The organism is Duganella sp. GW822-FHT06D06, from assembly GCF_058799615.1.
The window spans coordinates 297,970-323,156 of record NZ_JBXALQ010000004.1; the positions used below are offsets into that span (position 1 = coordinate 297,970).

At 68.5% G+C, this 25,187-nt stretch carries 11 protein-coding genes; 3 read left to right on the forward strand and 8 right to left on the reverse strand.

Going from position 1 to position 25,187, the window contains the following annotated elements:
* Positions 1-4 precede the first annotated feature (4 nt).
* Positions 5-1,033, forward strand: coding sequence for an FAD:protein FMN transferase (locus AC1RMD_RS10045; RefSeq protein WP_492926160.1), 1,029 nt, complete (start codon positions 5-7; stop codon positions 1,031-1,033).
* 148 nt (positions 1,034-1,181) lie between these two features.
* On the opposite strand, the gene AC1RMD_RS10050 is transcribed toward AC1RMD_RS10045, so the two are convergent.
* From AC1RMD_RS10050 to AC1RMD_RS10065, 4 genes are all read right to left on the reverse strand, one after another.
* The gene (locus tag AC1RMD_RS10050) at positions 1,182-3,413 is read right to left on the reverse strand and encodes a hybrid sensor histidine kinase/response regulator (protein WP_492926162.1); all 2,232 of its coding nucleotides are present in this window, start codon (positions 3,411-3,413) and stop codon (positions 1,182-1,184) included.
* Positions 3,410-3,772 (reverse strand): Hpt domain-containing protein, encoded by a 363-nt coding sequence (locus AC1RMD_RS10055; protein ID WP_492926164.1) that lies wholly within the window; start codon positions 3,770-3,772, stop codon positions 3,410-3,412. The genes AC1RMD_RS10050 and AC1RMD_RS10055 overlap by 4 nt, the downstream gene beginning before the upstream one ends.
* Positions 3,769-5,436, reverse strand: coding sequence for a sensor histidine kinase (locus tag AC1RMD_RS10060; RefSeq protein WP_492926166.1), 1,668 nt, complete (start codon positions 5,434-5,436; stop codon positions 3,769-3,771). The genes AC1RMD_RS10055 and AC1RMD_RS10060 overlap by 4 nt, the downstream gene beginning before the upstream one ends.
* 100 nt (positions 5,437-5,536) lie before the next feature.
* Positions 5,537-6,172: a response regulator gene (locus tag AC1RMD_RS10065; RefSeq protein ID WP_492926168.1), complete on the reverse strand. Its 636-nt coding sequence runs from the start codon at positions 6,170-6,172 to the stop codon at positions 5,537-5,539.
* A gap of 204 nt (positions 6,173-6,376) precedes the next feature.
* Between AC1RMD_RS10065 and AC1RMD_RS10070 the strand changes: the two genes are divergently transcribed.
* Positions 6,377-7,444, forward strand: a complete 1,068-nt coding sequence (locus AC1RMD_RS10070) for an HD domain-containing phosphohydrolase (RefSeq protein WP_492926170.1) — start codon at positions 6,377-6,379, stop codon at positions 7,442-7,444.
* Positions 7,441-7,695 carry a helix-turn-helix domain-containing protein gene (locus AC1RMD_RS10075; protein WP_492926172.1) on the forward strand — a complete coding sequence of 85 codons (255 nt, stop codon included), beginning with the start codon at positions 7,441-7,443 and terminating at the stop codon, positions 7,693-7,695. Before AC1RMD_RS10070 ends, AC1RMD_RS10075 begins: the two co-directional genes overlap by 4 nt.
* Positions 7,696-7,720: 25 nt before the next feature.
* Here AC1RMD_RS10075 and AC1RMD_RS10080 read toward each other — a convergent pair whose 3' ends face one another.
* The 4 genes from AC1RMD_RS10080 to AC1RMD_RS10095 all read right to left on the reverse strand — a co-directional run bounded on the left by AC1RMD_RS10080 (position 7,721) and on the right by AC1RMD_RS10095 (position 25,180).
* The gene (locus tag AC1RMD_RS10080) at positions 7,721-8,161 is read right to left on the reverse strand and encodes an FKBP-type peptidyl-prolyl cis-trans isomerase (RefSeq protein ID WP_492926174.1); all 441 of its coding nucleotides are present in this window, start codon (positions 8,159-8,161) and stop codon (positions 7,721-7,723) included.
* 145 nt (positions 8,162-8,306) lie between these two features.
* Entirely contained in the window at positions 8,307-8,456 is a 150-nt protein-coding gene (locus AC1RMD_RS10085; RefSeq protein WP_492926176.1) for an AbrB/MazE/SpoVT family DNA-binding domain-containing protein, read from the reverse strand.
* A 99-nt stretch (positions 8,457-8,555) separates the two neighbouring features.
* Entirely contained in the window at positions 8,556-18,620 is a 10,065-nt protein-coding gene (locus AC1RMD_RS10090) for an amino acid adenylation domain-containing protein (RefSeq protein WP_492926178.1), read from the reverse strand.
* On the reverse strand, positions 18,617-25,180 hold the full coding sequence (locus AC1RMD_RS10095) for an amino acid adenylation domain-containing protein (protein WP_492926180.1): 6,564 nt from the start codon (positions 25,178-25,180) through the stop codon (positions 18,617-18,619). The genes AC1RMD_RS10090 and AC1RMD_RS10095 overlap by 4 nt, the downstream gene beginning before the upstream one ends.
* Between the last annotated feature and the right edge of the window lie 7 nt (positions 25,181-25,187).

Below are 25,187 nucleotides of genomic sequence, written 5' to 3' on the forward strand. Positions count from 1 at the left end.
TGTGATGTTGACTTCCCTCGACGCCAGCCAGCTGCGCCGCCGGCGCCTGTTGCTGGCCGTGCCGCTGGTGGCCTGCGGCCTGGTGGTGGCGCCGGTGCAGGCGCAGCCCGGCATCCACCAGGCCTCGCGCAACCTGATGGGCACCCGGCTCGACCTGACCCTGCAAGGCGGCGACAGCCGCCGCCTGAGCGAAGCGGCCGACGCCGCCTTTGCCGAGATGACGCGGCTGGCCGACATGATGAGCCGCTACCGCCAGGACAGCGTGCTCAACGCGATCAACCTGGCGGCCGGCCTGCAGCCGGTGCAAGTGCCGGCGGAATTGATGCGGGTGCTGGAGATGGCGCAGCAGGCGGCCCTGGCCAGCGGCGGCGCCTTCGACGCGACCGTCGGCACCCTGAAGGACTGGAATTTCGACGCCGACCATCCCGGCCTGCCGACGGCCGCGCAACTGGCCGCGCAACTCCCGCTGGTGGGCAGCAAGGGTTTGCAGCTGGACCGCCGGCGCGGCACCGCCTACCTGCGCGAGCGCGGCATGCGGCTCGACCTGGGCGGCATCGCCAAGTTGCCGATCCTGCAGGCCGGCCTGGACCGGCTGCACGCGCACGGCGTGCGCAACGCCATGCTCAACGGCGGCGGCGACGTGCTGGTCAGCGGCAAGCTCGATGGCCGTCCCTGGCGGGTTGGCCTGCGCGATCCGCGCCGGCCAGACCAACTGCTCGGCGCGGTCGAGTTGACGCGCGGCTTTGTCGCCGCATCGGGCGACTACGAGCGCTACTTCATGCACCAGGGCAAGCGGCTGCACCATATCCTCGATCCGCACACCGGCTACCCGAGCCAGGGGCCGCACGGATTGGCGCTGGTCGGCGACGACCTGGCCGCCATCAACGGCCTGGGCGCGGCCATCATGGTCGCCGGCGCGGCGGCGGGACAGCGCCGCCTGGCCAGGCTGCCCGGCATCGACGCCTTCATCGTCGACGCCGACCGCCAGCTGTGGCTGTCCGACGGCATGCGCACGCGCCTGCGCCAGGCGTAAACGCGCGGGCGTGGGATATTCCCTTGTGCGCCAGCAGTTTGCGGCAGCGCTCGGCAACGTTGCGGGCGGCGTCCATGTCGGTGGCCGGCGGCGGCATCTTAGTCGAAGAGGTCGGTGAGCCGGCGATCATCCCGGCAAGACTGGGATCTCAATCCATTTTCTCGATGGTATCCGCATTCGCCGACGGCGCGATCCAGCGCACCACCATCGCATGGAACTGCAGCGCGCTAAATGGCTTGCTCAGATAGTCGTCCATGCCGGCCGCCATACAGCGCTCGCGATCGCCTTCGATGGCGCTGGCCGTCAGCGCCACCACCGGTATGCGGGCCAGGCCGCGCTGCTGTTCGCCCTGGCGCCAGCACAGGCAGGCGTGGTAGCCGTCCATGACTGGCATCATACAATCCATCAACACCAGGTCGTAGCGCTGCAGCGCCAGCGCGTCGAGCGCCTGCTGGCCGTCATGCGCTTCGTCCACCGCGCAGCCGAGGCGGGTCAGCAGGATGCGTGCCAATTGCCGGTTCATTTCATTGTCGTCCGCCACCAGCACACGCCGCTGGCCGACGTCGGGCATGGCCGGCGGCGGCGCGGCCGGCACCGCCACCGGCGCCCTGCCCGCCAGCGACACCGGAAAGTCGAACGCGAAGCGCGTGCCGGCGCCGGGACGGCTGCTGCAGCTGATGCGTCCATCCATCAACGCCACCAGGTGCTTGCAGATCGCCAGGCCGAGGCCGGTGCCGCCATATCGGCTGCTGATGCTGTCGTCGGCCTGGCTGAACGGTTCGAACAGCCGCTGCTGCACCGCCGCGTCGATGCCGATGCCCTGGTCGGTGACGGCGTAGCGCAGGCGCCAGAGGCCGGTGCGCTCGCCGTCGACCTCGGCGCTGTATTCCAGCGCGATCACGCCCGACGGGGTGAACTTGATGGCGTTGCTCAGCAAGTTGCCCAGCACCTGGCGCACGCGGGCGGCGTCGCCGCTGACCCAGAACGGCCCCTCGCCCACGCTGGCCTGCAGCCGCAAGCCCTTGCGCTCGGCCGTGACACGGTGCAGTTCGATCACCTGCTGCAGTTGCGCGGCCGGGTCGAAGGCTTGCCGCTCCAGCGCCATGTGGCCGGACTCGATCTTGGAAAAGTCCAGCACCTCGTTGATGATATGCATCAGCTCGCGGATGCCGCGGCAGACATTGTCGGCGTAGCCGCGCTGCGCCGCGTCGAGTTCGGTTTCCAGCATCAGCTCGGCCATGCCGGCCACGCCGCCCATCGGCGTGCGGATCTCGTGGCTCATCATGGCCAGGAAGCGCGACTTGGCCAGATTGGCGGCGTCGGCCTGTTGCTGCAGCGCCAGCGCCTGCTCGGCATCGCGCGCGCGCCGCGCCAGCAGCCGCGCCACCATCCAGAACGCCGCCAGCAGCCCCAGCAAGCCGACCATGGCGACCGCGCCCAGCAGCTTCATATTGCGCCACCAGCCGGCCAGCAGCATTTGCTCGGTGACGGTGGCGTTGATGATCAACGGGTAACCGCGCACCCGGCGCACCGCCCCCATGCGCAACACCGGCAGTTGGCCTTCGGCGGCGCGCGGCGCGCGCGTGATGCGCACATCGGCGTCGAGGCCGTCGCGCATCACGGCCTCGGTGACGCCGGTCACCACCTTCTGCCCGATCAGGGCGCTGGCTTCGGGCCAGCGCGCCATCAGCGTGAAATCGTCGCGGTACAGCGTGATCGCCGCCTGCGGGCCCAGGCTGACCCGCTTGAAGTAATTGACGAAATAGTCGACCGAGATGCCCACCGCGATCACGCCGGCGAAGCTGCCGTCGGCATCGTTGAGGCGCCGGCTCACACTGTACATCCACTTGCCGCTCACCTTGCTGCGCACCGGCGCGCTGATGTACGGCGCCGGGCTGGCATGGTCGCGATGCCAGGTGAAATAATCGCGCTGCGCCAGGTTCACGGCCGGCGGCGGCGGAAAAGCGCGGTTGAAATTGAGCAGTGCGCCATCGGCGCCGGCCACGCTGATCGCCTCGACCTGCGACAGGCCGAGGCCGATGTCGTGCAGCGTCAGGTACAGCTGGCGCGAGCGCAGTGCGGCGCTGCCGGCCTCGCCGCCGGCCAGCCCGGTCTGCACGCGTTCGGTGATGCCGTCCAGCGCCTGGATGGCCGAGCCCATGTTCTGCGCCGTGGTCTCGGTCAGCGTCAGCGTCAGGTTGCCCAGCGCCTGGCGCCAGCCGTCGACCTCCTGCTGGCGCAGCGTATAGCCGACCCCGGCCGTGGTGACCGCCAGCAGCAGCAACAGCGCGGCCCCGATCAGCGCCAGCGTGCCGCGTCCCTGCGGCAGGCGGGCGCGCAGCACCTGCGCGCTGCGGCTGCGCAACAAGCGGCGCATCATGGCGGCGGCTCCGCGCCGTGGTAGTGCGCCATGCTGGCGGCCACCTCGTCCATGACGCCGCGCAACAGGCCGGCCAGGGCGGCGGGCGGCGCCGCCGCGCCGGCCCTGGCCTGGCGCTCCAGCTCCTGCAACAAGGCGCTCAGCTGGTCGGCCCCCACCAGCAAGGTCATGCCCTTGAGCGCGTGGCTGGCGGCGGCGACGGCGCCACCCTGGCCACGCGCCAGCGCCTGCTCCAGTTCCGCCAGCCGGCCCGGCGCCAGGTCGAGAAACAGCTGCGACAGCGAGCGAAAGGTGTCCAGGTCGGCGCCGGCCGCCCGCCACAGCACCTGCGGCGCGATCAGGCGATAGCCGGCGCTCATGCGGCCTCCGCGCCGTCCGGGTCGCGCTGGGCCGGCAGCTCGACGATGAACAGCGCGCCCGGCGCGCTGTCCTTGTGCAGCCAGATGCGTCCGCGCATCAGTTCCACCAGGCGGCCGGCGATCGCCAGGCCCAGGCCGGCGCCTTCCTTGCTGCGGCTGGCGGCGTCGTCGGCCTGGGTGAATTTTTGGAAGATGGTGCGCCGCAGTTCCTTGGCGATACCGGGGCCGGTGTCGCGCACCTCGCAACGCAACGCGCCGCCGCCGGCCGGCGCCACCCGCAGCACCACCTCGCCGGACGGCGTCGCCGCCACCGCGTTGTGCAACAGCAGGTCGAGGATGCGCAGCAGTTTGGCGCGGTCGCATGGCCAGACGTCGGGCAGGCCGGCGTCCAGCTCGGCGCGCAGCACCAGTCCCTTGGCGGCGGCCGCGTCGCGCTGACGGGACAGGGCCAGCTGCGGCAGCTCGGCCATCGTCATCGGCTCGATCACCAGCGGTTCGCGCCCCGATTCCAGCGCGCTCAGTTCCAGCACCGCTTCGATCAGGCCCAGCAGCCGCATGCCGCTCTTGTGTATGGCGTCGGCAAAGCCGCCGGCGCGGCTGTCGCCCATTTCGTGCTGCAACAGCTCGGAGTAGCCGAGGATGCCGTTCAGCGGCGTGCGCAATTCGTGCGACATATTGGCCAGGAAGCGCGACTTGGCCAGGTTGGCCGCCACCGCGCGCGCGCGGCTGCGGATCAGTTTGCCGGTCAGGATGTGCAGTCCCAGCGTGAACAGCACGACCACCAGCGTGACGCCGGCGGCCAGCGCCAGCGTGCGCTGGCGCTCGGCCGCGTACTGCAGCCCGCGCTCTTCGATGTCGATGCCGACCAGCACATACAGCGGGAAGCGGTCCAGCCGCTGGAAGGCGTAGACCCGCAGGCGGCCGTCGATCGGTCCGGTCTGGGTCAGCAACCCGTGGCGTTGGGCCCGCATGGCGACAAACACCGGGCTCGACGAAATATCCTGGCCCAGGCTGTCGTCGCCGCCGACCCGGCGCACCCGCATCACGCCGTCGACGCCGACCAGCGCGATCGACCCCTGGCGGCCGACGTCGATGTCGTGGTACAGCCGGGTGAAGTATTGCGGGTCCATCGACACCACCACGGCGCCCTTGAAACGTCCGTCCGGATAGTTGATGCGTCGCGTCAGTTGCAGCGACCATTTGTTCGACACCCGGCCCAGCACCGGCTTGCTGATGTAGAGCAAGCCTTCGTCGCCCCGCATGTGCACGCGGATATGCTCGCGGTCGCCGACGTTGACGGCCTTGAACGGCATGCTCGACAGGATCACGTCCGCATGCTCGTCGACGATGCTGAACTGGTTGTAGATGTCGCTCGGCCCCAGGCCTTGCTGCAGTTCGTGGTTGATGTCGAGGCGCATGCCCTCGGCGTTGTAGCGGTGGCGCAGGAACGTCACCGCCTGGTCGGCGGCCTCCACCGTGCGGGACGCGTGCTCGCTGAACAGGCGCACCAGCATGCTGGCGTCGCGGCGCGCGTCGTCGAGTTGCATCCGCCGGGCTTCGCCGAGCTGATAGCGGGTCAGCGACCAGGTGCCGGCCACCAGCAACAGCGCAAAGCTCAGCAACAGCCAACGCAGGTCGACCCGCGCCGCGATTTTCTGCAACATCTTACCTCCCGCCATCAATAGTTGCCGCGCTGAATGCGCAGAGTACGAGTCGATGCTGCCCGAGTATCAGATATTTGTCAAATTCAATTAATTCATTGCGCTATGCGTCCCATCCGGCCACGCGCTCCAACTGCGCGCAGCAGGCCCGCATATAGCCACGCAATTCGTCGTAGTTGAGTGGCTTGCCAAAAAATACCACCCCGGCCGGCACCCCGCCGCGCTCGTCCAGTTCCTCCAATGTCAGGCTGGACAGGATGGCGATGTGCATGCCGGCCAGTTGCGGATCGGCCAGGATGGTCTTGATGACTTCGTAACCGTCGATGCCGTCCATGACGATGTCGGCCAGCAGCACATGCGGCCGGCGGCGGGCGATCTCCATCAGGGCCTGGTAGCCGTTCTCGCAAAAGATCAGGTTGACCGGCAGGTTCCACAAGGAAAACTGACGTTCGTAGACGGCGCGCTGCATCGGGTTGTCCTCGACCACCAGCACCGTCGCCGGCGCGCCCTGCGCGGCCGTGGCGATCTGCCGCTGGGCTGGATCGCCCGGCGAAACCGACCTGTAGCGTAGCACCGCCGACAAGGGAATGCGCCGATGCCCGCCCTTGGTTTTCCAGGCCTCGATCACGCCGGCCTCGACCAATTGTTGCACGGAGGATACAGAAATACCCAGGATTTCTGCTGCGCGCTGGGTCGTACAGACCTCCTCCACCGGCGAATCGCTGCGTTTATTGATCACACCAACCTCTTAAAAAAAATAATTAAAACGAATTTGCTATTTTCAACGAAAAATCATTACAATTGGCATCAGTTACTGAATTTGATGAAACCAGTATCTGTCTGTCATTATGCCGCGAAAGCGGCGCCGCGCCAATCCGCGGCGGCAGGCGCGATGCCGAATTTTGATCCCCCGACCCCAAGCCCTGAAACCGGAAGCTAGCTCATGAAGATCCTGATCGTCGACGACAACCAGTCCAACCTGGACCTGTTCGGGCACATGCTGGAAATACTGTGCGAATCGCCGCCAGTAACGATGACCGACCCCGCCGCCGCGCTGGACTGGTGCGCCGCCAACGACCCCGACCTGGTGGTGGTCGACTACATGATGCCGGACATCGACGGCCTGGAATTCCTGCGTCGCTTCCGCACCCTGCCCGGCAAGCGGCAAACCCCGCTGGTGATGGTCACCGCCGACACCCAGAGCAGGGTGCGCCACGAGGCGCTACGCCTGAGCGCAAATGACTTCCTGACCAAGCCGGTCAACTTCGTCGAGCTGAACGCGCGCGTCGGCAACCTGCTGGCGCTGCGGCGCGCCCAGCTGCAACTGGCCAGCCATGCGGCCAGCCTGGCCGAAGAGGTGCGCAAGGCCACTGCCGCCATCGCCGCGCGCGAGCGCGAAGCGATTTATCGATTGTCGCGGGCGGCGGAGTTCCGCGATCCCGAAACCGGCAGCCACCTGCTGCGCATGGCGGCCTACTCGGAACTGATCGCCCGCAACCTGGGCTTGCCGGAGGACGAATGCGAACGCATCCTGACCGCCGCGCCGATGCACGACATCGGCAAGCTCGGCATCCCCGACGCCATCCTGCTCAAGCCGGGTCCGCTAGACAGCGCCGAGATGGCGATCATGCGCAGCCACGCCGAGATCGGCGCGCAAATCCTGGCCGACAGCGCCTCGCCCCTGCTGCAAACGGGTGCCGTGATCGCCGCCAGCCACCACGAGCGCTACGACGGCAGCGGCTACCCGAACGGCCTGGCCGGTACCGCCATTCCGCTGAGCGGACGCATAGTGACCGCCGCCGACGTCTTCGACGCGCTCACTTCCGTCCGCCCCTACAAGGACGCATGGTCGTTCGCGCGGGCGCGGGCCGCCATGGAGGCGGACAGCGGCAAGCATTTCGATCCCGCATGCCTGCTGGCCTTGTTCCGCGACGAGGGCGCGCTGCTGGCCATCCAGCAACGCTACAACGATAGCCATCAATCTACCCAGCCACACCAGGAGGCCGCATGAGCAACCACATCCCCACTCCGCTGACCGCGGCCAGCGCCCGCTGCCCGCATCCGCTGCTCGACCACATGCTGGAACACTTGCGCCTGAAAAACGACGCCGCGCTGGCGCGGGCGCTGCGCATTGCGCCACCGCGCATCAGCAAGATACGCCGCGGCCACACCCAGGTCAGCTCCGATCTGCTGCTACGCTTGCACGAGGCGGCCGAGATACCGGTGGCCGACCTGCGGCGCCTGCTGGATGGCGTCCAGTAGCGCAGCCGCCGCCGGCCGCCAAGGCTCAGCGCACGTCCAGCAGCTCGACGTCGAAGATCAGCGTGGCGTTCGGCGGGATCGGGCCGGCGCCGTTTTCGCCGTAGCCCATGGCGGCCGGCACGATCAGCGTGCGCTTGCCGCCGACCTTCATGCCTTTGACGCCCTCATCCCAGCCCGGAATGACGCGGCCGGCGCCGAGCGGGAAGCTGAACGGCTCGCGGCCGATCGAGGAGTCGAACTGGGCGCCGTGCTGGGCTGGCGCATCCGGCAGGTACAGCCAGCCGGTGTAGTTGACCACGGCGGTGGCGCCGGCCACCGCTTCCTTGCCGGTGCCGGCCACGGTGTCGATCTTTTGCAAAGGTGCGGCGTTGGCCGCGGCAGGCGTCGGCGCCTTGGCGCGCTCGCAGCCCGCCAGGGCGAAAGTCAGGGTGAGGCCGATAACGCAGGAGGACAGCAGTTGTTTCATCTAGTACTTTCGTTTGGAATATAAACAGGCCTTCCAGTTCACGCCGGAGCTGCAGGATAGTCTGGGTGCGCAGAAATCAAGAGTCGCGGGAATGAGCTGGAACGGCGTCATTGTGCACTAAATGTGGCGACCTCATACTGCTATGCTATCGCGATGATCTGGCGACGCCCACCGGCTGCCCCACTGACAAATGCGCGGAACGGGCAATCGCCGCCGGGATACGTACCGCCAGGCTATTGCCCCACTGTTGAATGGTAAGTTTTGCTGGCTTTGCCATAGTATCCTCCAGAGGCATCTACAAGTATCCACATGGCCAGGCCCATGTCAACAAGCCAGACCGCCATGACAAAAAGGGCAGCCACATCGGCTGCCCGGCGCTGCATCATCGATCGCGTCAGCTCCAGGATAGGCTGGCCGGCAACGACGCCGGCGTGGCGGCGGCGCCCTCCCCGCCGGCACGCTTCAACAGACCAGACAACAAATCCGCGAAGGCGGCCGCATGGTCGCGATGCAGCACGGTGTAGTGATTGCCGGCGACGGTGTGGACGCGCAAGTCATCCGCGCCCAGGCCTTGCCACCCTCCGGACAGCCGGTCCCCCGAGTCGATCCCGGCGCGGCCCTCCTCGGCCACGAACAGATGCACCGGTCCGGCCGGCATGACGGGCAAGTGCGCGCCCTCCAGCTGGCGCAAGTACTTGACGATCCGGATCATGTGGTTCAGCTGGGCCGCCGAAGTCAGCGCGCCTGGATCGAACGCCGCCAGCAAGGCGTGCAGCGGGTGCCCGCGCAGCGCCTCGGGGCTGCCATCCGCCACGTAGTCGATATCGGCGAGGCGGTAGTCGTAGCGGTCGGCGTCGGGCACCTCGCTGTCGACCATGCCGATGAAGCTCAAGGTCTCGCCGCGTTGCTGCAGCTGGCGAGCGATCTCCAGCGCCAGCAAGCCACCGGACGACCAACCGAGGACGCGATACGGTCCCGCAGGCTGCACTTGCCGCATCACGTCGCAGTAATGCGCCGCCAGCAGCGTGAACGAGCGGTGTTCTTCCAGCGCCAGCGGGGCATGCCGCACCAGCAGCGGGTCGTCGCTCGCGGCCTCGAAGCCGGGAACCTGGATCCCCCACACGCTGGCGTGCGGCACCAACTGGGCCGCCAGTTCCCGGTAGGAGAACGCATCGCCGGTGCCGGGATGGATGCAGAACAGCGGGTCGGCCCGATGCGGGCCCGTCAGCGGCACGGCAACGCCAAACTGCGCCGCCACGCCTGGCGCCGCAGCATCCTGCACCTCCACGCAGCGGCAGAAGGCTTCCAGCGTCCGATGCGTGAAGATGCTGATCAGCGACAAATGGCGACCGGTCAGTTTCTTCACCTGGGCGACCAGCTCCACGCCCAGCAGCGAGTGCCCGCCCAGCGCAAAGAAGTCGGCCGTCATCGACACCTTGTCGAGCTTGAGCAGCTCGCACCACAGCTGCGCCACCTGTTGTTCCAGCGCGGTGCGCGGGGCGACGTACAGCCCCTGGTCCTGCGCCAGCTGGCTGGCCGTCTTGGGTAGCGGCAGCGCCTTGCGGTCCAACTTGCCGCTGGCGGTCAGCGGCAGTTGCTCCAGCACGATGAACTGCTGCGGCACCATATAGGCCGGCAGCTCGCTCTCGAGACGGTCGCGCAGACGTTTGACCAGCAAACGCTCCACGCTTGCCCTCATCGGCTGGTTCGCGTAGACCGGCTCGCCTTCCGCTGGCGCGTCGGCCGCGCCCTGCCATACGGCCAGGCTCGGCCATTGCGCAGGCTCGACCTCCGGCCCCACCAGCAGCAGATCGACGTAGCGCGCGTCGCTGCGATCGAAAGCCATGTCCAGACGCCAGCCGTGCCGCTCGGCCCACTGCCAGAACAAGCCCAGGGCCAGGCCGGCGGCCGGCGCCACGGCGGCCTGCAGATCGCCGGCCTCCTGCTGCGGGTCGGCGTCGGCGTCGAAGATTCTTGCCGTCAGTTCGAGCTGCCGTTGCAGGCGCGGATTGGGCACGCCGGAAATCACATAGGCGCGGTCGAGCGCCAGTTCCTGCAGATCGTCGATGCCACCCAGGTCGGCGGACCAGTCGCGCTGAAGCAGCGGCGCCGGCGCGGCGGCGTCCACCGGCGCGCCCTCGGCGCCGACGGTCAGCACCACGTCGTAGCGGAAGTTGCTCATTTCATTGTCGTGGTCCTCCCGTTTCAACAGAATCCGGCAGGCGATCCGGCGCCGGTGCAGACGGCAGAAATCGTGGAAGAAGGACGGCGCCAGCAGCAGTTCCGCTTCCCCGTGGATCAGCTCATCGATCTGATGGCGCAGGCTGGCCAGCGTCTTGTGCGGCGACGCGGAGAAGCACGCGACACTGGTATGGAACGCCCGCAGCAGGCCGAAGTGACGCACATCGCCGATGAACAGGGAGCCGCCCTGCGGCGGAATCTTCTCCACCAGCGCCTGCAATACCTGCCGCGCGTAGTCGACGCTGGGGAAGTACTGGATGACCGAGTTCATGACGATGGTGTCGAACGGCTCGTCAAGCAGCGCCGCGCACTCGTCGGCCGCGGCCCGCACCGTCACGACATGCGCCAGTTCGGGGTGCTGCGCGACTTGCGCGTCGATGGCGGCCAGCGCGCGCGGAGCAATGTCGGTGGCCACATAGCGCTTGGCGTCCCTGGCCAGGCGGAACAGCAGCAAGCCCGTCCCACAACCCACTTCCAGCACCCGCGCGCCGCTCACGGCGCTGATGCGCGCCACGGTGTTGCCCACCCAATCGGCCATTTCGTCGGCGGCGATGGCCAGGCCGGTATAGCTGCTGTTCCAGCCGACGATGTCGAACTGCGCGCTCGTGTCCGCTGCGGACGCCGCATAGATATTCTCGAACACGTGGCTCCACTGGTCGACCTTGCCGTCCGCCAGCGACGCCAGCTCGGCCGGGGCCGCCGGCGCCAGCGCGTCGTCGGCCGGCACCACATAGGCCAGCAACAGCTTGTTGTCGCCCAGCTCGGGCGCCGCCGCCGGGTCTTCCCAGACCGTCACCGCAGCCGCCGCCAGGCCGCCCAGGCGCATCAGCACCGCTTCGATTTCACCCTGCTCGATGCGCAGACCGCGAATCTTGACCTGGTGATCGATGCGGCCGTAGTACTCCAGCGCGCCGTCGAAGCGATGCCTGGCCTTGTCGCCGGTCTTGTACAAGCGCATGCCGAGCCGGCCGGAGTCGATGAACTTCTCGCCGGTCAGGTCCGGCTGGTTCAGGTAGCCACGGGCCAGCCCGACGCCGCCGATGTGCAGTTCGCCGACCGCACCGCGCGGCAGTAACTGGCCGCGCGCGTCGAGCACGAACAGCTGGGTGTTGGCGATCGGGTGGCCGATGGGCAAAGGCCGCCGGTCGTCGACGCCATCGCAGCGCCAATAGCTGACATCGATCGCCGCCTCGGTCGGGCCATACAGATTGTGCAGTTCGGCCTGGGGCAACTGGTTTTTGCAGCGCTGCTCGAGCACCTTGCCCAGCGCCTCGCCGCTGCAGACGATGCGGCGCAGGCTGGCGCACGACGGCAGGTCCGCCAGCCGCAGGAAGGTCTGCAGCATGGAAGGCACGAAGTGCAGCGTGGTGACCGCCTCGCGCGCGATCAGCGCGGCCAGGTAACCCGGATCGCGATGGCCGCCGGGCTTGGCGACCACCAGGGTGGCACCGCAGGCGAGCGGCCAGAAAAACTCCCAGACCGACACGTCGAAGCTGTACGGCGTCTTTTGCAGCACCACGTCGTCCGCCGTCAACCGGTACTGCGCCTGCATCCAGGCGATGCGGTTGACCAGCGCGCCGTGCACGTTCTCCACGCCTTTCGGCCGCCCGGTGGAGCCGGAGGTATAGATCACGTAGCAGCGGGAATCGGCATGGGCGAGCTCGCGCGGCCGGCCGGTCGCCGGCCCGTTGTCGGCCTCGAGCAACCGCCCGTCCGCCATCACCAGCACATGCTCGATCCCGGCCAGCGCCGGCCAGTGCTGGTATTGCTGCTGCGCCAGCACCACCGTGAGCGCGGTATCCTCCACCATGTAGCGGCAACGGCTGTCCGGATACTCGGGGTCGATCGGCACGTAGGCGCCGCCGGCCTTGAGTACCGCCAGCAGGCCGACCACCAGTTCCAGCGAGCGCTCCATGGCGACCCCGACCAGATCGCCGGCGCCGATTCCGAGCGCCTGCAGGCGGCACGCGACCTGGTCGGCCGCGGCGTCGAGTTGGCGGTAAGTCAGCGTCTGCTCGTCGAAACGCACGGCGATCCGGTCCGGCGTGGCGCGGCATTGGCGCTCCACCATGTGATGCAGGCACGTCACGTCGTCCAGTACCGCTGCGGTGCGATTGTAGTCTTCGATCTGTTGCCGCGCGGCGCCGTCGTCAAGCAAGGCGTAGTCCATGACGCCGCGCGCCGGCGCCGCCACGATCTGGCCCAACAGATGCTGGTAGGCGGCGGCGAAGGCTTCGATGGTGGAGCGGTCGAACAGGTCGACATTGAATTCGATGCCGCCCGCCAAGACCTCCGAGTTGTCGAACAACTCCACGCGCATGTCGAAGATCGAACTCTTGCGGCCGGTGTCAAGCAACTCGCCGGCGGGGCCGTCGGCGGCGCTGGCCGCGACGTTCTTCGGCACGTTCTGCAGCACGAACATAATCTGGAACAAGGGATTGCGACTGGCGTCACGTTCGAGGTTCAGGTGGTCGACCAGCAGTTCGAACGGCATGTCCTGGTGTTCGTAGGCGTCCAGCGCGGTGCGCTTGACCAGTTGCAGCACCTCGGCGAAGCTGGCGCTGTCGTCCAGTTGCACCCGCAACGCCAGCGTGTTGACGAAGAACCCCACCAGCGCCTCGATGGCCGCATGGTTGCGGTTGGCGATCGGCGTGCCCACGCACAGGTCGCGCTGTCCGGTGTAGCGCGCCAGCAGCACGTACAAGGCCGCCAGCGTGACCATGAACAGCGTCGCCTCTTGATCTTGCGCCAGCGCGCGCAACCGCGCCGACACCTCGGCCGTCAACGCCAACGGCACGTAGTCGCCGCGATAGCTGACCTGCATCGGTCGGACCCGGTCGACCGGGAAGTCGAACGGTTCGACCCCGTCGAACTGCCCACGCCAATAATCAAGCTGCGCCTGCAAGCGCTCGCCGCTGAGCCACTGGCGCTGCCAGTGGGCGAAGTCGGTGTACTGGATCGGCAACGGCGGCAGCGGCGACACGCGGCCGGCGTCGAAGGCCTGGTACAGCTCCGTCATCTCGCGCTTGAGCACCTCGAGCGACCAGCCGTCGGCCACGATGTGGTGGGTGGCCAGCAGCAGCAAGTGCTGCTCGCCCAGGTCGAGCAGTTTGCAACGCAGCAGCAGATCGCGCTCCAGCGCGAACGGCGTGCCGGCATTGGCCTGCGTCGCGGCCGCCACCCGCTCGTCGCGCTGTGGCGCCGGCAGCGCGGACAGGTCGAGCGTGTCGAGCCGCCAGTCGGCAGGCACGTCGCGAACGATCACCTGCGGGCGGCCCATGTCGTCGGCCACGAAGTTGGTGCGGAACACCTCGTGCCGCGCGATGATGTGCGACAGCGTGCGTTCCATGGCATCGACGTTGAGCTTGTCGAACCGCACCACCACCGGCAGGTTGTAGAACGGATCTTCGGGCGCCACCTGGGTCAGGAACCACAGGCGTTGCTGGGCGAACGACAGGGGCAGCGCGCCGTCCCTCGGACACAGCGCGATCAGGCTATCGGCGGGCGCCGCGTTGCGGCCCAGGCGCTGGTCGATCTGCTCGGCCAGCTCGTCCAGGCGGGCGTACTGGAACACCACGCGCAAGGGCAGTTCGAGGCCGAACTGCTGCGCGATGCGCGACACCAGCTGGGTCGCCAGCAGCGAATGCCCGCCCAGCGCGAAGAAGTTCGCGGTGCGGCTGTCGACCTGCCGCTGCAGCAGCTCGCCGACGATCTCGGCCAGGCGCACCTGGGTCGGCGTCGCCAGCGGCGCGTCCTCATCCGGCGGCGCGGACAAGTCCGGGTGCGGCAAGGCCCGGTAATTGATCTTGCCGTTGTCCGTCAGCGGCAGTTGCGCCAGCGCGACGAAATTGGACGGCACCATATACTGCGGCAGCCGCGCCTGCAGCTGCAGCGTCAGCTCGCTCGCCGAAGTCGCCTCGGCGCAGAAATAAGCAACCACGCGCTTGCCGACGGGTTCGGCGAACTCCACCACCTTGACCGCCGCCGCCGCCACGCCCTGGCAGCCGCGCAGGACGGTTTCGATCTCGTCGAGCTCGATGCGGTAGCCACGGATCTTCACCTGGCGGTCGTTGCGACCCAGGTAGTGCAGGTCGCCCTGCGCCAGATAGCGGGCGCGGTCGCCGGTGCGGTAAAAGGTGGCGGCGCCGTAGCCGAGCTGCGGCAACGCCAGGAAGCGCTCGGCCGTCAAGGCCTCGCGCCCCAGGTAGCCTTGCGCCACGCCGCCGCCGGCGATGAACAGTTCGCCCGGGAAGCCGGGTGGAACGCGCCGCAGGCAGGCGTCCAGCACCACGGCCACCAAGTGCGGCAGCGCCTTGCCGATGGTGTTGCGGCCTTCGGCGAAATCCTGTTCGGTGATTTCGTGGAAGGTGGCATGCACGGTAATCTCGGTGATGCCGTACATGTTGATCAGCGCCGGACTGCCCAACGGATGGCGCGCGCGCCAGCGCTGCAGGTGGTTGATGTCCAGCGCCTCGCCGCCGAACACCACATAACGCAGCGCCTGCAGGCTGGTTCCGGCCTGCTCGCCATCGTACAAGGCCAGGGCCTGGAAGGCCGACGGCGTCTGGCTCAACACCGAGATGGCGTGCGCTTGCAGCCACGCGTGAAAGCGCGGCGAGTCCTTGATGGTGGCGCCATCGACGATGCAGGCGCAGCCGCCGCTCACCAGCGGGCCCCATAACTCCCACACCGAAAAATCGAACGCGAACGAGTGGCACACGCTCCAGCGGTCGGCCGGGCCGAACGCGAACAGCGCGCCGCAGCCGTCGAACAGGCTGGCCACGTTGCCGGCGCTGACCATCACCCCTTTCGGATTACCGGTGGTGCCCGAGGTATAGATCACGTACAGCGCCCGGTCGGGATCGGGCGACGCCATCGCGCCGGTCATGGCGCCGGCCGGGTCCTCGGCCAGCACGTCCGCCAGGTCTTCCCACAGCAACAGCGGCGAACCGGCCGCGTCGACCAGCCCGCGCAGATCCGCGCAGGTGATCAGCACCGCGGCGGCGGCATCCTCGAGGATGAAGGCGATCCGCTTCGACGGCTGCTCGGGATCCAGCGGCACATAGCAGGCCGACGCCTTGGCGGCGGCCAGCATCGCGATCGCGAAGCGACGGTCGCGCGGCAGCAGCAGCGCCACCTTGTCGCCCGGTTTCAAATGGCGCGCGCGCAGGCGGCACGCCAGCGCGCTCGACTGGGCGTCGAGTTCGGCATACGTCATGCCGCCGGCGGCATCGGTCAGGGCCAGCGCGCCGCCCTGCTCGCCACAGCGCTGGGCGAACAGGCTGAGGACGTCCGGCGCGCGCGCGTGGCGGGCCGGTGCCGCGCCGGGCGTCTCCCATGCGGCCAGCTGGCGCATTTCGTCGGGCAGCAGGAAATCGAGCATGGCCACCGACGGGCACTCGCCCTGGCACAGCTGACGCGTGACGCTGATGAAACGCTGCAGCAGGCGGTCATCGCAGAAGGTGCCGTCGGGATAGACCAGGTCGACCTGCATGTCCTCGCCCACGTTCTTCATGTAGAACTGCACCGCGTCCTCGATCTGCGGAATGAAGCCGTTCTGATCGTCCGGCCCGCTGCCGTACAGGACCTCGATCGGCCTGACGTAGCCGTTGTAGTTGTACATGAAGCTGATGCTTTGCGCCGGCGCCAGTTGCGCCTGGGCGTGCACGCTCAGGCCGGTGTGGGGCTTGCACGCGCGCTGGAACTGCTTGTGGTAGGTCCAGAACTGGGCGAACGTCGCTGCCGGGTCGAACATATCGCGCGCAAACACGAACGGTTGCTGGCGGTAGTAGCAACCGAGGTCGTCGAGCTGCGCTTCATTGCGCCCCAGGCTGAACTCGGCGATGAGAAAGTCGGCCTGCCCCTGGAAGTAGTAGTCGATCAGCAGGCCATAGACGCCCTTGCAAAAAATCGCCGGCGTGATGCCCTCGCTGCGGCAATAACGCTTGACGCCCGCCCACAGCTCCCGGTCGAAGCTCTGCGTCGCGCTCACCAGCGCCGCCCCGGCGCCGAGCTGCGGCACCGGCAAGGCCTCGACACCGGCCAGCTTGCCGCGCCAGAAATCGATGGTGCCGGGTGCGTCCATGCCGGCCGCCATCTCCGCCGCGTACGCCTGGAACTGCTCCGTGCCGCGCAGTGGCAGCGCGCCGCCGCCCTGGGCCAGGTAGGCTTCCGCGATACGCTGGGCGAACAGCACGACGGCGCCGCCATCGTACACCGCGTGATGGGCCGCCAGCACGAACACATGGTGGTCGCTGGCGAGACGGATCAGCGCCACCCGGTGCAGCGCAGCGCCTTCGAGCGTGAAGGGACGATGGGTGAAGCTGGCGGCGAACGTGTCGAGCGCGTCCGGTCCCCGTTGCGGCCCGGCGCTCCAGTCGTGGAACTCGTATTCGCACGCGGTGTCCGACGTGACCCACTGGTAGACGTCATGGATCTTGCTGTCCTTGAAGCGGTGCAGCCGCAGCCGCAGCATGTCGTTGCTGGCCATCATATCCGTCAGCGCGGCCTGCCAGCGCGCGGCGTCGATAGGCTGGTGCATATGGGCGCTGCAACCGAGGTTGTTGCGCTTGGTGGCGGGATCGAGCAGCGCACTGAAGTAGATATCGCGCTGCACCGGCGACAGTGGAAACGCTTGTGTCGCTTGCGGGTGCTCGGCCTGCAGCCAGCGCAGGATGTCGGCCTGGTCGTACCACGAGATGCTGCGCAAGGCGGGTTCACCGCCCTGGACCAGGCGCGACAGCAGCCGGTCGTAGTGCTCGACGAAACGCGCCATCGCGTCGGCCGAGAACAAATCGGCGTTGTATTCGACCCAGCCGGATATGCCGGTGGCCGACGCCGTCAGGTAGAGCGTCACTTCGTGGCGGGCGGCGCTGTGGAACGATCCCAGCGACAGCGGCGCCAGCGGCAACATGCCGTCGGCCGGCCCCTGCTCGCCGCTCTCGTCGACGAAGTTGAACGCCATCGGCATGTCGAGGTGCTCGGCGCCGCCACGCCCCCGGTTCATGATGTCGGCCAGGCATTCGAGCGGCACGTGCTGGTGCTCCAGCGCCTCGAGCAAGCCGCGCTGCACCGATTGCAGGTAGTCCAGCACCGAGCCGGACCCGGGCAGGTCGACCCGGCACACGATGGCGTTGACGAAGAAGCCGATCAGCGCCTGGGCGGCGGGCTGCTCGCGTCCTGCGGTTGGAATGCCGAAACTCACCGCATCGCGCCCGGTATAGCGCGCCACCAGCAGCGCGTACGCCGCCAGCATCACCGTCGACGGCGTCAGCGCGTGCTGCTCGCCCAGCGCGCGGATGCCGTCCACCACGCCCGGCCCGGGGGTGTAGGCGATGGCCTGGCCACGGAAGGTCTTGTGGCGCGGCCGTGGACGGTCCGAGGGCAGGCGCGTCTGGAAGCTCGCCTCGCTGAGGTTGGCGCGCCAGAAATCGATCGAGTCTTGCAGCTTGCCGCTGGCGAAGCGCTCGCGCTGCCAGGCCGCGTAGTCGGCGTACTGCACCGCCAGCGGCGCCAGCGCGCTCGGGCGCCGCTCGCAGGCGGCGCGGTACAGCTCGGACACCTCGGCCAGCAGGATCTGCTGCGACCAGGCGTCGGTGGCGATGTGGTCCATCGAGAAAAACAGCACCGCGCGTCCGTCGAAACGCAACAAGCGCGTGCGCAAGACCTCGCCGGCGGCGACGTCGAATCCGCTGGTCAGTTCCCGCTCGTAGACCGCCTGGCACACGGCCCGGTAGGCGGCGGCGTCGCTGCCGCGATGGTCTTCCACCACCAGCTTCGAGCCCGTCCCGGCCAGCGGCGCCTGGTGCGGCACCCCGCCGACCATCACGATCCGGGTGCGCAGGATTTCATGACGCTCGATCACTTGCCCGATCGCCGAATCCAAAGCCGCCTCGTCCACATCGCCCTGCCACTCGAAGGCATGCACCATGTTGAACAGCGCCACCTCGTCGAACAGTTGGTGCAGGAACCACAGGCGCTCCTGGCCGAACGACAGCGGCATCGGCTGCTCGCGCCCGAGCGCGCGCGGCGCGTCCTCGTCGCCGGCGCCGGCCTGCTGTTTGAGCAGGGCGACGATGGCGTCGCGGTGCGCGATGATGTGGGTCCGGAAATGCTCCGGCAAGCCGCCGGCGGGGGCGCGGAACTTCAGCTTGCCCTCTTCCAGCCACAGATGGATGCCGTTCTGCGGCAGTTCCGACAGCAATTGCTCGATATTCATAGTTCTCCTTCTACATACTGTTCCTGGTCCGCCGGCACGTCCACCGGCTTGCGCCCGAGTGTCGTGAGCAGATCGATGTAAGCGCCCATGCTGGCGCAGCTTGCCTTGTCGAATACGGTTGTCACCGTCAGGTTCACACCGAAGCGCTTGTTGACCACCGCCAGCAAGCGCATCACCAGGATGGAATGGCCGCCCAGCTGGAAAAAGTTATCGGTGATGCCGACGCGCGGCGCGCCCAGCAAGTCTTGCCAGATCTCGCACAGCGCCGCTTCGGTCGCGGTGGTCGGCGCCACATAGCTGTGCCGCAGCGGCGCGTCGTCCTTGAGCGACGCCAGCGCCCGCCGGTCGACCTTGCCGTTGGACGACAAGGGCATGGCGTCCAGCGCGATGAAGCGCGCCGGCACCATGTAGTCGGGCAAGGCCTGCTGCGCATGCTCGCGCAGGCGCTGCTCCGCCACCTCCCCGGTGTAGTAGGCCAGCAGCCGTGGGTCGCCGTGCGCGTCCTGCCTGGCGATCACCACCGCCTCGGCCACCAGCTTGCCCAGTTGCGCCTCGATCTCCCCCAGCTCGATGCGGAAGCCGCGTATCTTGACCTGGAAGTCGTTGCGTCCCAGGTACTCCACGGTCCCATCCTCCAGCCAGCGGCCCAGGTCGCCGGTCTGGTACAGCCGCCGCCCCGGTTGGTCCGTGAACGGGTCGTCCGTGAAGCGCTGCGCGCTCAGCTCCGGGCGGTTCAGGTAGCCGCGCCCGACCTGCACGCCGCCGATGTACAACTCGCCCGCCACGCCCACCGGCACCGGCCGCCGGCGGCCGTCGAGCAGGTAGATCTGCGTGTTGGCCACCGGACGGCCCAGCGGCACCGACGCGCGCCGGTCGTCGCTGCGGCAATGCCAGGCCATCACATCCACCGCCGCTTCGGTCGGGCCGTACAGGTTGTGCAGGCCGACCCCGGGCAAGCCGGCGTGACAGCGTTGCGCCAGCGCGCCGGGCAAGGCCTCGCCGCTGCAGATCACGCGCTTGAGCGCGGCGGACCGCAGACCCAGCTGCTCCAGGTACATCTGCAACATCGATGGAACGAAATGCACCGTCGTCACGCGCTGCGCCTCCATCAGCGCGCTCAGGTACGCCGGGTCCTTGTGCCCCTCCGGCCGGGCCAGCACCAGCCGGGCGCCGTACATCAGCGGCCAGAAGAACTCCCACACCGACACGTCGAAGCTGAACGGGGTCTTTTGCAGCACCACGTCGCCCTCGTCCAGCGCAAAGGTTTCCTGCATCCACAGCAAGCGGTTGACGATGGCGCGGTGTTCGTTCATGGCGCCCTTGGGCAAGCCGGTCGAACCCGAGGTGTAGATCACATAGGCCAGGTGGTCCGGCCGCAGGCCCAGCGCGTGCGGGTCCAGGTTGTCGGACGGCTGCCCGGCCCAGCGTTCGCGTTCGCGCTCGCGCTGCAGGTGCAGCCGTGGCGCGGCGGGTTCCAGCCCGTCCAGCGCCAGGGCGCCGGTGTCGTCGGTCAGGACCACCATCGGCGCGCTGTCGCGCAACATGTGCGCCAGCCGCTCGGCCGGATAGGCCGGGTCCAGCGGCACGTAGGCGCCGCCCGCCTTGAGCACCGCCAGCAGCGCCGTCACCAGCTCGAAGCCGCGGTCGGCGCAAATGGCGACCCGGCAGTCCGGTCCCACGCCCAGCGCGACCAGGTGCCGCGCCAGCTGGTTGGCGCGCCCGTTGAGTTCCAGATAGCTGAGCTCTTGCTCGCCGAACCGCAGCGCCACGCCGTGCGGCCGGCGCGCCACCTGCGCTTCGATCAGCTGGTGCAGGCAGTCGCCCTGCGGGTAGGGCCTGGCCGTGGCGTTCCACGCGTGCAGCACCTGCTGCCGTTCGGCCGCAGGCAAAATCTCCAGCTCGCTCAACGCCACGGCGGTCTTCCCGCTCACGGCCGTCAGCAGCGCGTCCAGCGCCGTCTCCATATACCCGCACACGCGCTGCGCATCGATTGGTTCGCGCGCCTGCAGCACCAGCATGAAGTCGGTCCCGCTATCGTCCACCGACAAGGTCAACGGATAGTTGGTGCGTTCCTGCGCGCTGAGTACTTCGATCTGGTCGCCCTGCTCCGCGTCCGGCGCGGCTTCGGCGACGCCACGCATGTGGCGGTAGTTCAGCAGCGTGGTGAACAGCGGCGCCTGGGGATCGACCCCGCTGCAGCGCTGCGCCAGCGCCAGCGGCGCGTGCTCGTGCCGCAGCAGCCTGGCCAGCAGCGCATGCGTGCTCCTGAGCCCGTCGGCCACCCCGGTGTCCGCCATCGACACCCGCACCGGCAGCGTGTTGACGAACATGCCGATGCCGCGCTCGGCCTGCTCGCCGCCCTGCATGCGGCCAAACAGCACCGTGCCGAACACCACGTCGTCGCGTCCCGTCAACCGGCCCAGCACCACGCTCCAGGCCAGGTGCATCACGCTGGCCGCGCTCACGCCCAGCCGCCGCGCCTCGCGCCGGATCGCCGCCGACAACGGCGCCGCCAGGGTCTGTTGCACCTCGACGATGCCGCGCCCGTCGCCGCGCGCGTCGAGCACCCCATAGGGCGCGGTAGGCTCGTCCACATCCTGTAACAGCTCGCTGAAGAAGGCCTCGTGCTCGGCCTGGCTCACGCCCAGCCGCGCCTGCGCCACGAAGTTACGGAACGGCACCGGCGGCGGCAAGCGCTCGCCGTGGCCGCGCTCGATCGCCTCGGCCTCCTCCACCAGCAACTCCAGCGTGGTGTGGTCGATCGCCAGGTGATGCACCAGCACGCCCAGCAGCCAGCGCCCATTGCCGGCGTCCTCGGCCGCCACGCAACGCATCAGCGGCGCCCGGCTCACGTCCAGCCGGTTGCAGCCGGGGTCCAGCCTGGCCTGGAGCTGGGCCAGCACCGGCCCGCGCGCCGGCTCGAAGCGCACCGTCTCGACCGGCAGCGTCACCTGCTTGCGCACCACCTGCAGCGCCTGCTCCAGCCCCTCCCAGTGCACGCCGGTGCGCAGGATGTCGTGGCGGTCGACCACCGCCTGCACCGCCGCCAGGAAGCGCGCCAGCCGCGCCTGGCTGCCAAAGCTGAGCACGGTGGGCTCCAGGTAGGGATCGCCCTCGCCCTCCATCATGTGGTGGAACAGTATGCCCTCCTGGGCCGGCGCCAGCGGATAGATGTCCTGCACATTGCCGGCGCCGCCTTCGACCTGCGCCACCACCCGGTCGATCTCGTCCTGCTCCAGCGCCAATAGCGTCAGCATAGGCGGCGTGATCCGTTCGGCGTCGGTCGGAATCAGGTTCGGCGGCACCGCCACCTCCAGCTTGGCCGCGCCCACTTCCAGCGCCAGCTCGCGCAGCGTGGGCGCGGTAAACAATGCCCGCACATCGACATGCAGCGCCTCGCGCCGCATGCGTGCGATCAGCCTCAGGGCCAGTAGCGAATGCCCGCCCAGTTCAAAGAAGTTATCGTCGCGGCCAATCGGGCCGCCCCCCAGCAGCTCCGACCACAGCGCCGCCAGCGTGGTCTCCAGCGCGCCTTGTGGCGCCTCATAGCTGCGCTGCGCATACGCTGCGCCCTCGGGTGCCGGCAGCGCCTTGCGATCGAGCTTGCCGTTCGGGCTCAGCGGCAAACGCTCCAGCCTCACGTAGGCCGATGGCACCATGTACGCGGGCAGCGCCTGCGCCGCCTGTTCGCGCAGGCGCTGGCCCTCCGCCTCCCCGGTGTAGTAGGCCACCAGGCGCTGGTCGCCCGGCGTGTCCTCGCGCGCGATCACCACCACCTCGTCGACCAGCTTGACCAGCTGCGCCTCGATTTCGCCCAGCTCGATACGGAAGCCACGGATCTTCACCTGGTCGTCGATGCGCCCCAGGTATTCGATGGCGCCGTCGCGCGCATGGCGCGCCAGGTCGCCGGTCTGGTACAGGCGGCTGCCCGCCGGCCCGAACGGGTTGGGGATGAATTTCTCCGCCGTCAGCGCGCCGCGCCCCAGGTAGCCGCGCGCCAGGCCGATCCCGGCGATATGCAACTGGCCCGCCACGCCCACCGGCACCGGCTGCAGCTGCGCGTCGAGCACGTGCAGCGCGAGGTTGGCGATCGGCCGGCCGATCGGCACGCTGGCGCGCTGCGAGCCGGGCTGGCACTGCCAGTAGCTGACGTCGACCGACGCCTCCGTCGGCCCGTACAGATTGTGCAGCTCCACGCCAGGCAGTTGCTCGAAGAAGCGCTGCTGCAGCTCCAGCGGCAGCGCTTGCCCGCTGCAGATCACGCGCCGCAGCGGCGCGCACAGGCGCGTGTCGGCCGTGGCCAGGAACACGTCCAGCATCGGCGGCACGAAGTGCAGCGTGCTGACGTTTTGCGCCGCGATCAGCGCGGCCAGGTAGGCCGCGTCCTGATGCCCGCCGGGCTTGGCCACCACCAGCGTCGCGCCGGTGATCAGCGGCCAGAAGAACTCCCACACCGAGACGTCGAAGCTGAACGGCGTCTTCTGCAGCACCCGTTCGCCCGCCACCAGGCCGTACTGCTCCTGCATCCAGCGCAAGCGGTTGACGATGCCCGCCTGGTCCACCGCCACGCCCTTGGGCCGGCCAGTCGAACCGGACGTGTAGATCACGTAGGCCAGGTGCGCCGGCTGCGTGATCGACGGCGGATTGTGCGCGCCGTGGTTCTCCCATGTCTGCCCGGCGTCCAGGCACAGCGTCACGCCGCCGTGCGGCGGCAATTGCGCCAGCAGCGGGGTTTGCGTCAACAGCACCGCCGGTGCGGCGTCGTCCAGCATGTAGGCCAGGCGCTGCGCCGGGTAGGCCGGGTCCAGCGGCAGATAGGCGCCGCCGGCCTTGAGCACCGCCAGCAAGCCGACCACCATCTCGACCGAGCGCTCGGCGCAGATGCCGACCAGCACATCGGGCCCTACCCCCAGCTCGCGCAGCCGGTGCGCCAGCCGGTTGGCGCGCGCATTGAGTTCCGCATAGGTCAGCTCGCTGCCCTCGTAGACCAGCGCCAGCTCGTTGGCCGAGCGCGCCGCCTGCGCCTCGAACAGGGCCGCCAGCGTGTGCGGGCCGTCGTAGCGCGTGGCAGTGGCGTTCCATTCGACCAGCAAACGCCGGCGCTCGCCGTCGTCCAGCATCGGCAACTCGCCAACAGGACGTTCGGGGTCGGCCACGATCTCGGCCAGCAGGCGCGTGAAGCAGCGCGCCATGGCTTCGACCGTCTCGGCGTCGAACAGGTCGGTGTTGTATTCGAAGGCCGCTTGCAGCATCTCCCTTTCCTCGATGAGCGTCAGCATCAGGTCGAACTTGGCGGTGGCGTTGTCGGTGGCCATCGGCTGCATGCTCAAGCCCGGCAGGCGCAGCGCGCCCATAGTCGCGGTCTGCAGCACCAGCATGACCTGGAACAGCGGCGCATGGCTGGCGTGACGCGCCACCTTCAATTGCTCGACCAGCTGTTCGAACGGCACGTCCTGGTGCGCATAGGCTTGCAGCGCCGTGGCGCGCACCTGTTGCAGCAAATCCCGGAACGAGGCGTCGAGGTCGATCTCGTTGCGCAACACCAGCGTATTGACGAAGCAGCCGATCAGCGGCGCGACTTCCGGACGGTTGCGGTTGGCCACCGGGGTGCCGATGCAGATGTCGCGCTGGCCGCTGTAGCGTGTCAGCAGCACGTACAAGGCTGCCGTCAGGGTCATGAACAGCGTGGCCGCGCCTTGCCGGCCGAGCGCGTTCAAGCCGGCCAGGGTGGCGGCCGGCACGTCGCAGCGCAACGTGGCGCCGCGATAGCTCTGCAACTTGGCGCGCGGACGGTCGGTCGGCAACGCCAGCACGGCGGGGGCATCGGCCAGTTGCCCGCTCCAGTAGGCCAGCTGCCGTTCCAGCACCTCGCCCTCCAACCATTGCCGCTGCCAGTGCGCGAAGTCGGCGTACTGGATAGTCAACGGCGGCAACGGCGACGGTTCGCCCCGCACGTGGGCCGTGTACAGCGCGGCCAGTTCGTTGAACAGCACGCCCGCCGACCAGCCGTCGGTGACCACATGGTGCAAGGTGAACACGACGATGTGTTCGCTCGGCGTCATGCGCACTAGGTTCGCGCGTACCAGCGGGCCGGCCGCCAGATCGAACGGCGTCGCCGCCTCGCGCTGCGCCAGCTGCGCGGCCTGCGCCGCGCGCGCGTCCGGCTCCAGCGTGCTCAGGTCGGTCAACGGCAAGTCCAGCGCGAGCGTGGCGGCGATGGTTTGCAGCGGACCGTCGTCGCTCAGGTGGAAGGTGGCGCGCAGCACTTCGTGGCGCGCGATCACGTCGTTGAGCGCGCGTCCGAGCGCGGCGGCGTCGAGCTGCCCCGTCAGTTTCATCGCCAGGGCGATGTTGTAGACCGCCGTCCCGGGCGCCAGTTGGTCCAGCACCCACAAGCGCTGCTGTGCGAAGGACAGCGCCAGCCGTGGCAGGTCGTGCGGCCTGCTGGTGATGGGCAAGGCGGAAAAATCGACCCCTTTCTTGAGCAAAAGCTGCCTGGCAAGCTCCTGTTCCTTGAAGGATAGTCGGCTGTAGAACTTGACGAAGTCTTCTGGTTTCATAACTTTG

Bases quoted from the DNA above. Each gene is read 5' to 3' on its own strand.
- AC1RMD_RS10090 (WP_492926178.1), bottom strand. From the start codon at position 18,620: ATGAATATCGAGCAATTGCTGTCGGAACTGCCGCAGAACGGCATCCAT.
- AC1RMD_RS10085 (WP_492926176.1), bottom strand. From the start codon at position 8,456: ATGCCTCTGGAGGATACTATGGCAAAGCCAGCAAAACTTACCATTCAA.
- AC1RMD_RS10045 (WP_492926160.1), top strand. From the start codon at position 5: ATGTTGACTTCCCTCGACGCCAGCCAGCTGCGCCGCCGGCGCCTGTTG.
- AC1RMD_RS10080 (WP_492926174.1), bottom strand. From the start codon at position 8,161: ATGAAACAACTGCTGTCCTCCTGCGTTATCGGCCTCACCCTGACTTTC.
- AC1RMD_RS10095 (WP_492926180.1), bottom strand. From the start codon at position 25,180: ATGAAACCAGAAGACTTCGTCAAGTTCTACAGCCGACTATCCTTCAAG.
- AC1RMD_RS10050 (WP_492926162.1), bottom strand. From the start codon at position 3,413: ATGATGCGCCGCTTGTTGCGCAGCCGCAGCGCGCAGGTGCTGCGCGCC.
- AC1RMD_RS10075 (WP_492926172.1), top strand. From the start codon at position 7,441: ATGAGCAACCACATCCCCACTCCGCTGACCGCGGCCAGCGCCCGCTGC.
- AC1RMD_RS10060 (WP_492926166.1), bottom strand. From the start codon at position 5,436: ATGTTGCAGAAAATCGCGGCGCGGGTCGACCTGCGTTGGCTGTTGCTG.
- AC1RMD_RS10070 (WP_492926170.1), top strand. From the start codon at position 6,377: ATGAAGATCCTGATCGTCGACGACAACCAGTCCAACCTGGACCTGTTC.
- AC1RMD_RS10055 (WP_492926164.1), bottom strand. From the start codon at position 3,772: ATGAGCGCCGGCTATCGCCTGATCGCGCCGCAGGTGCTGTGGCGGGCG.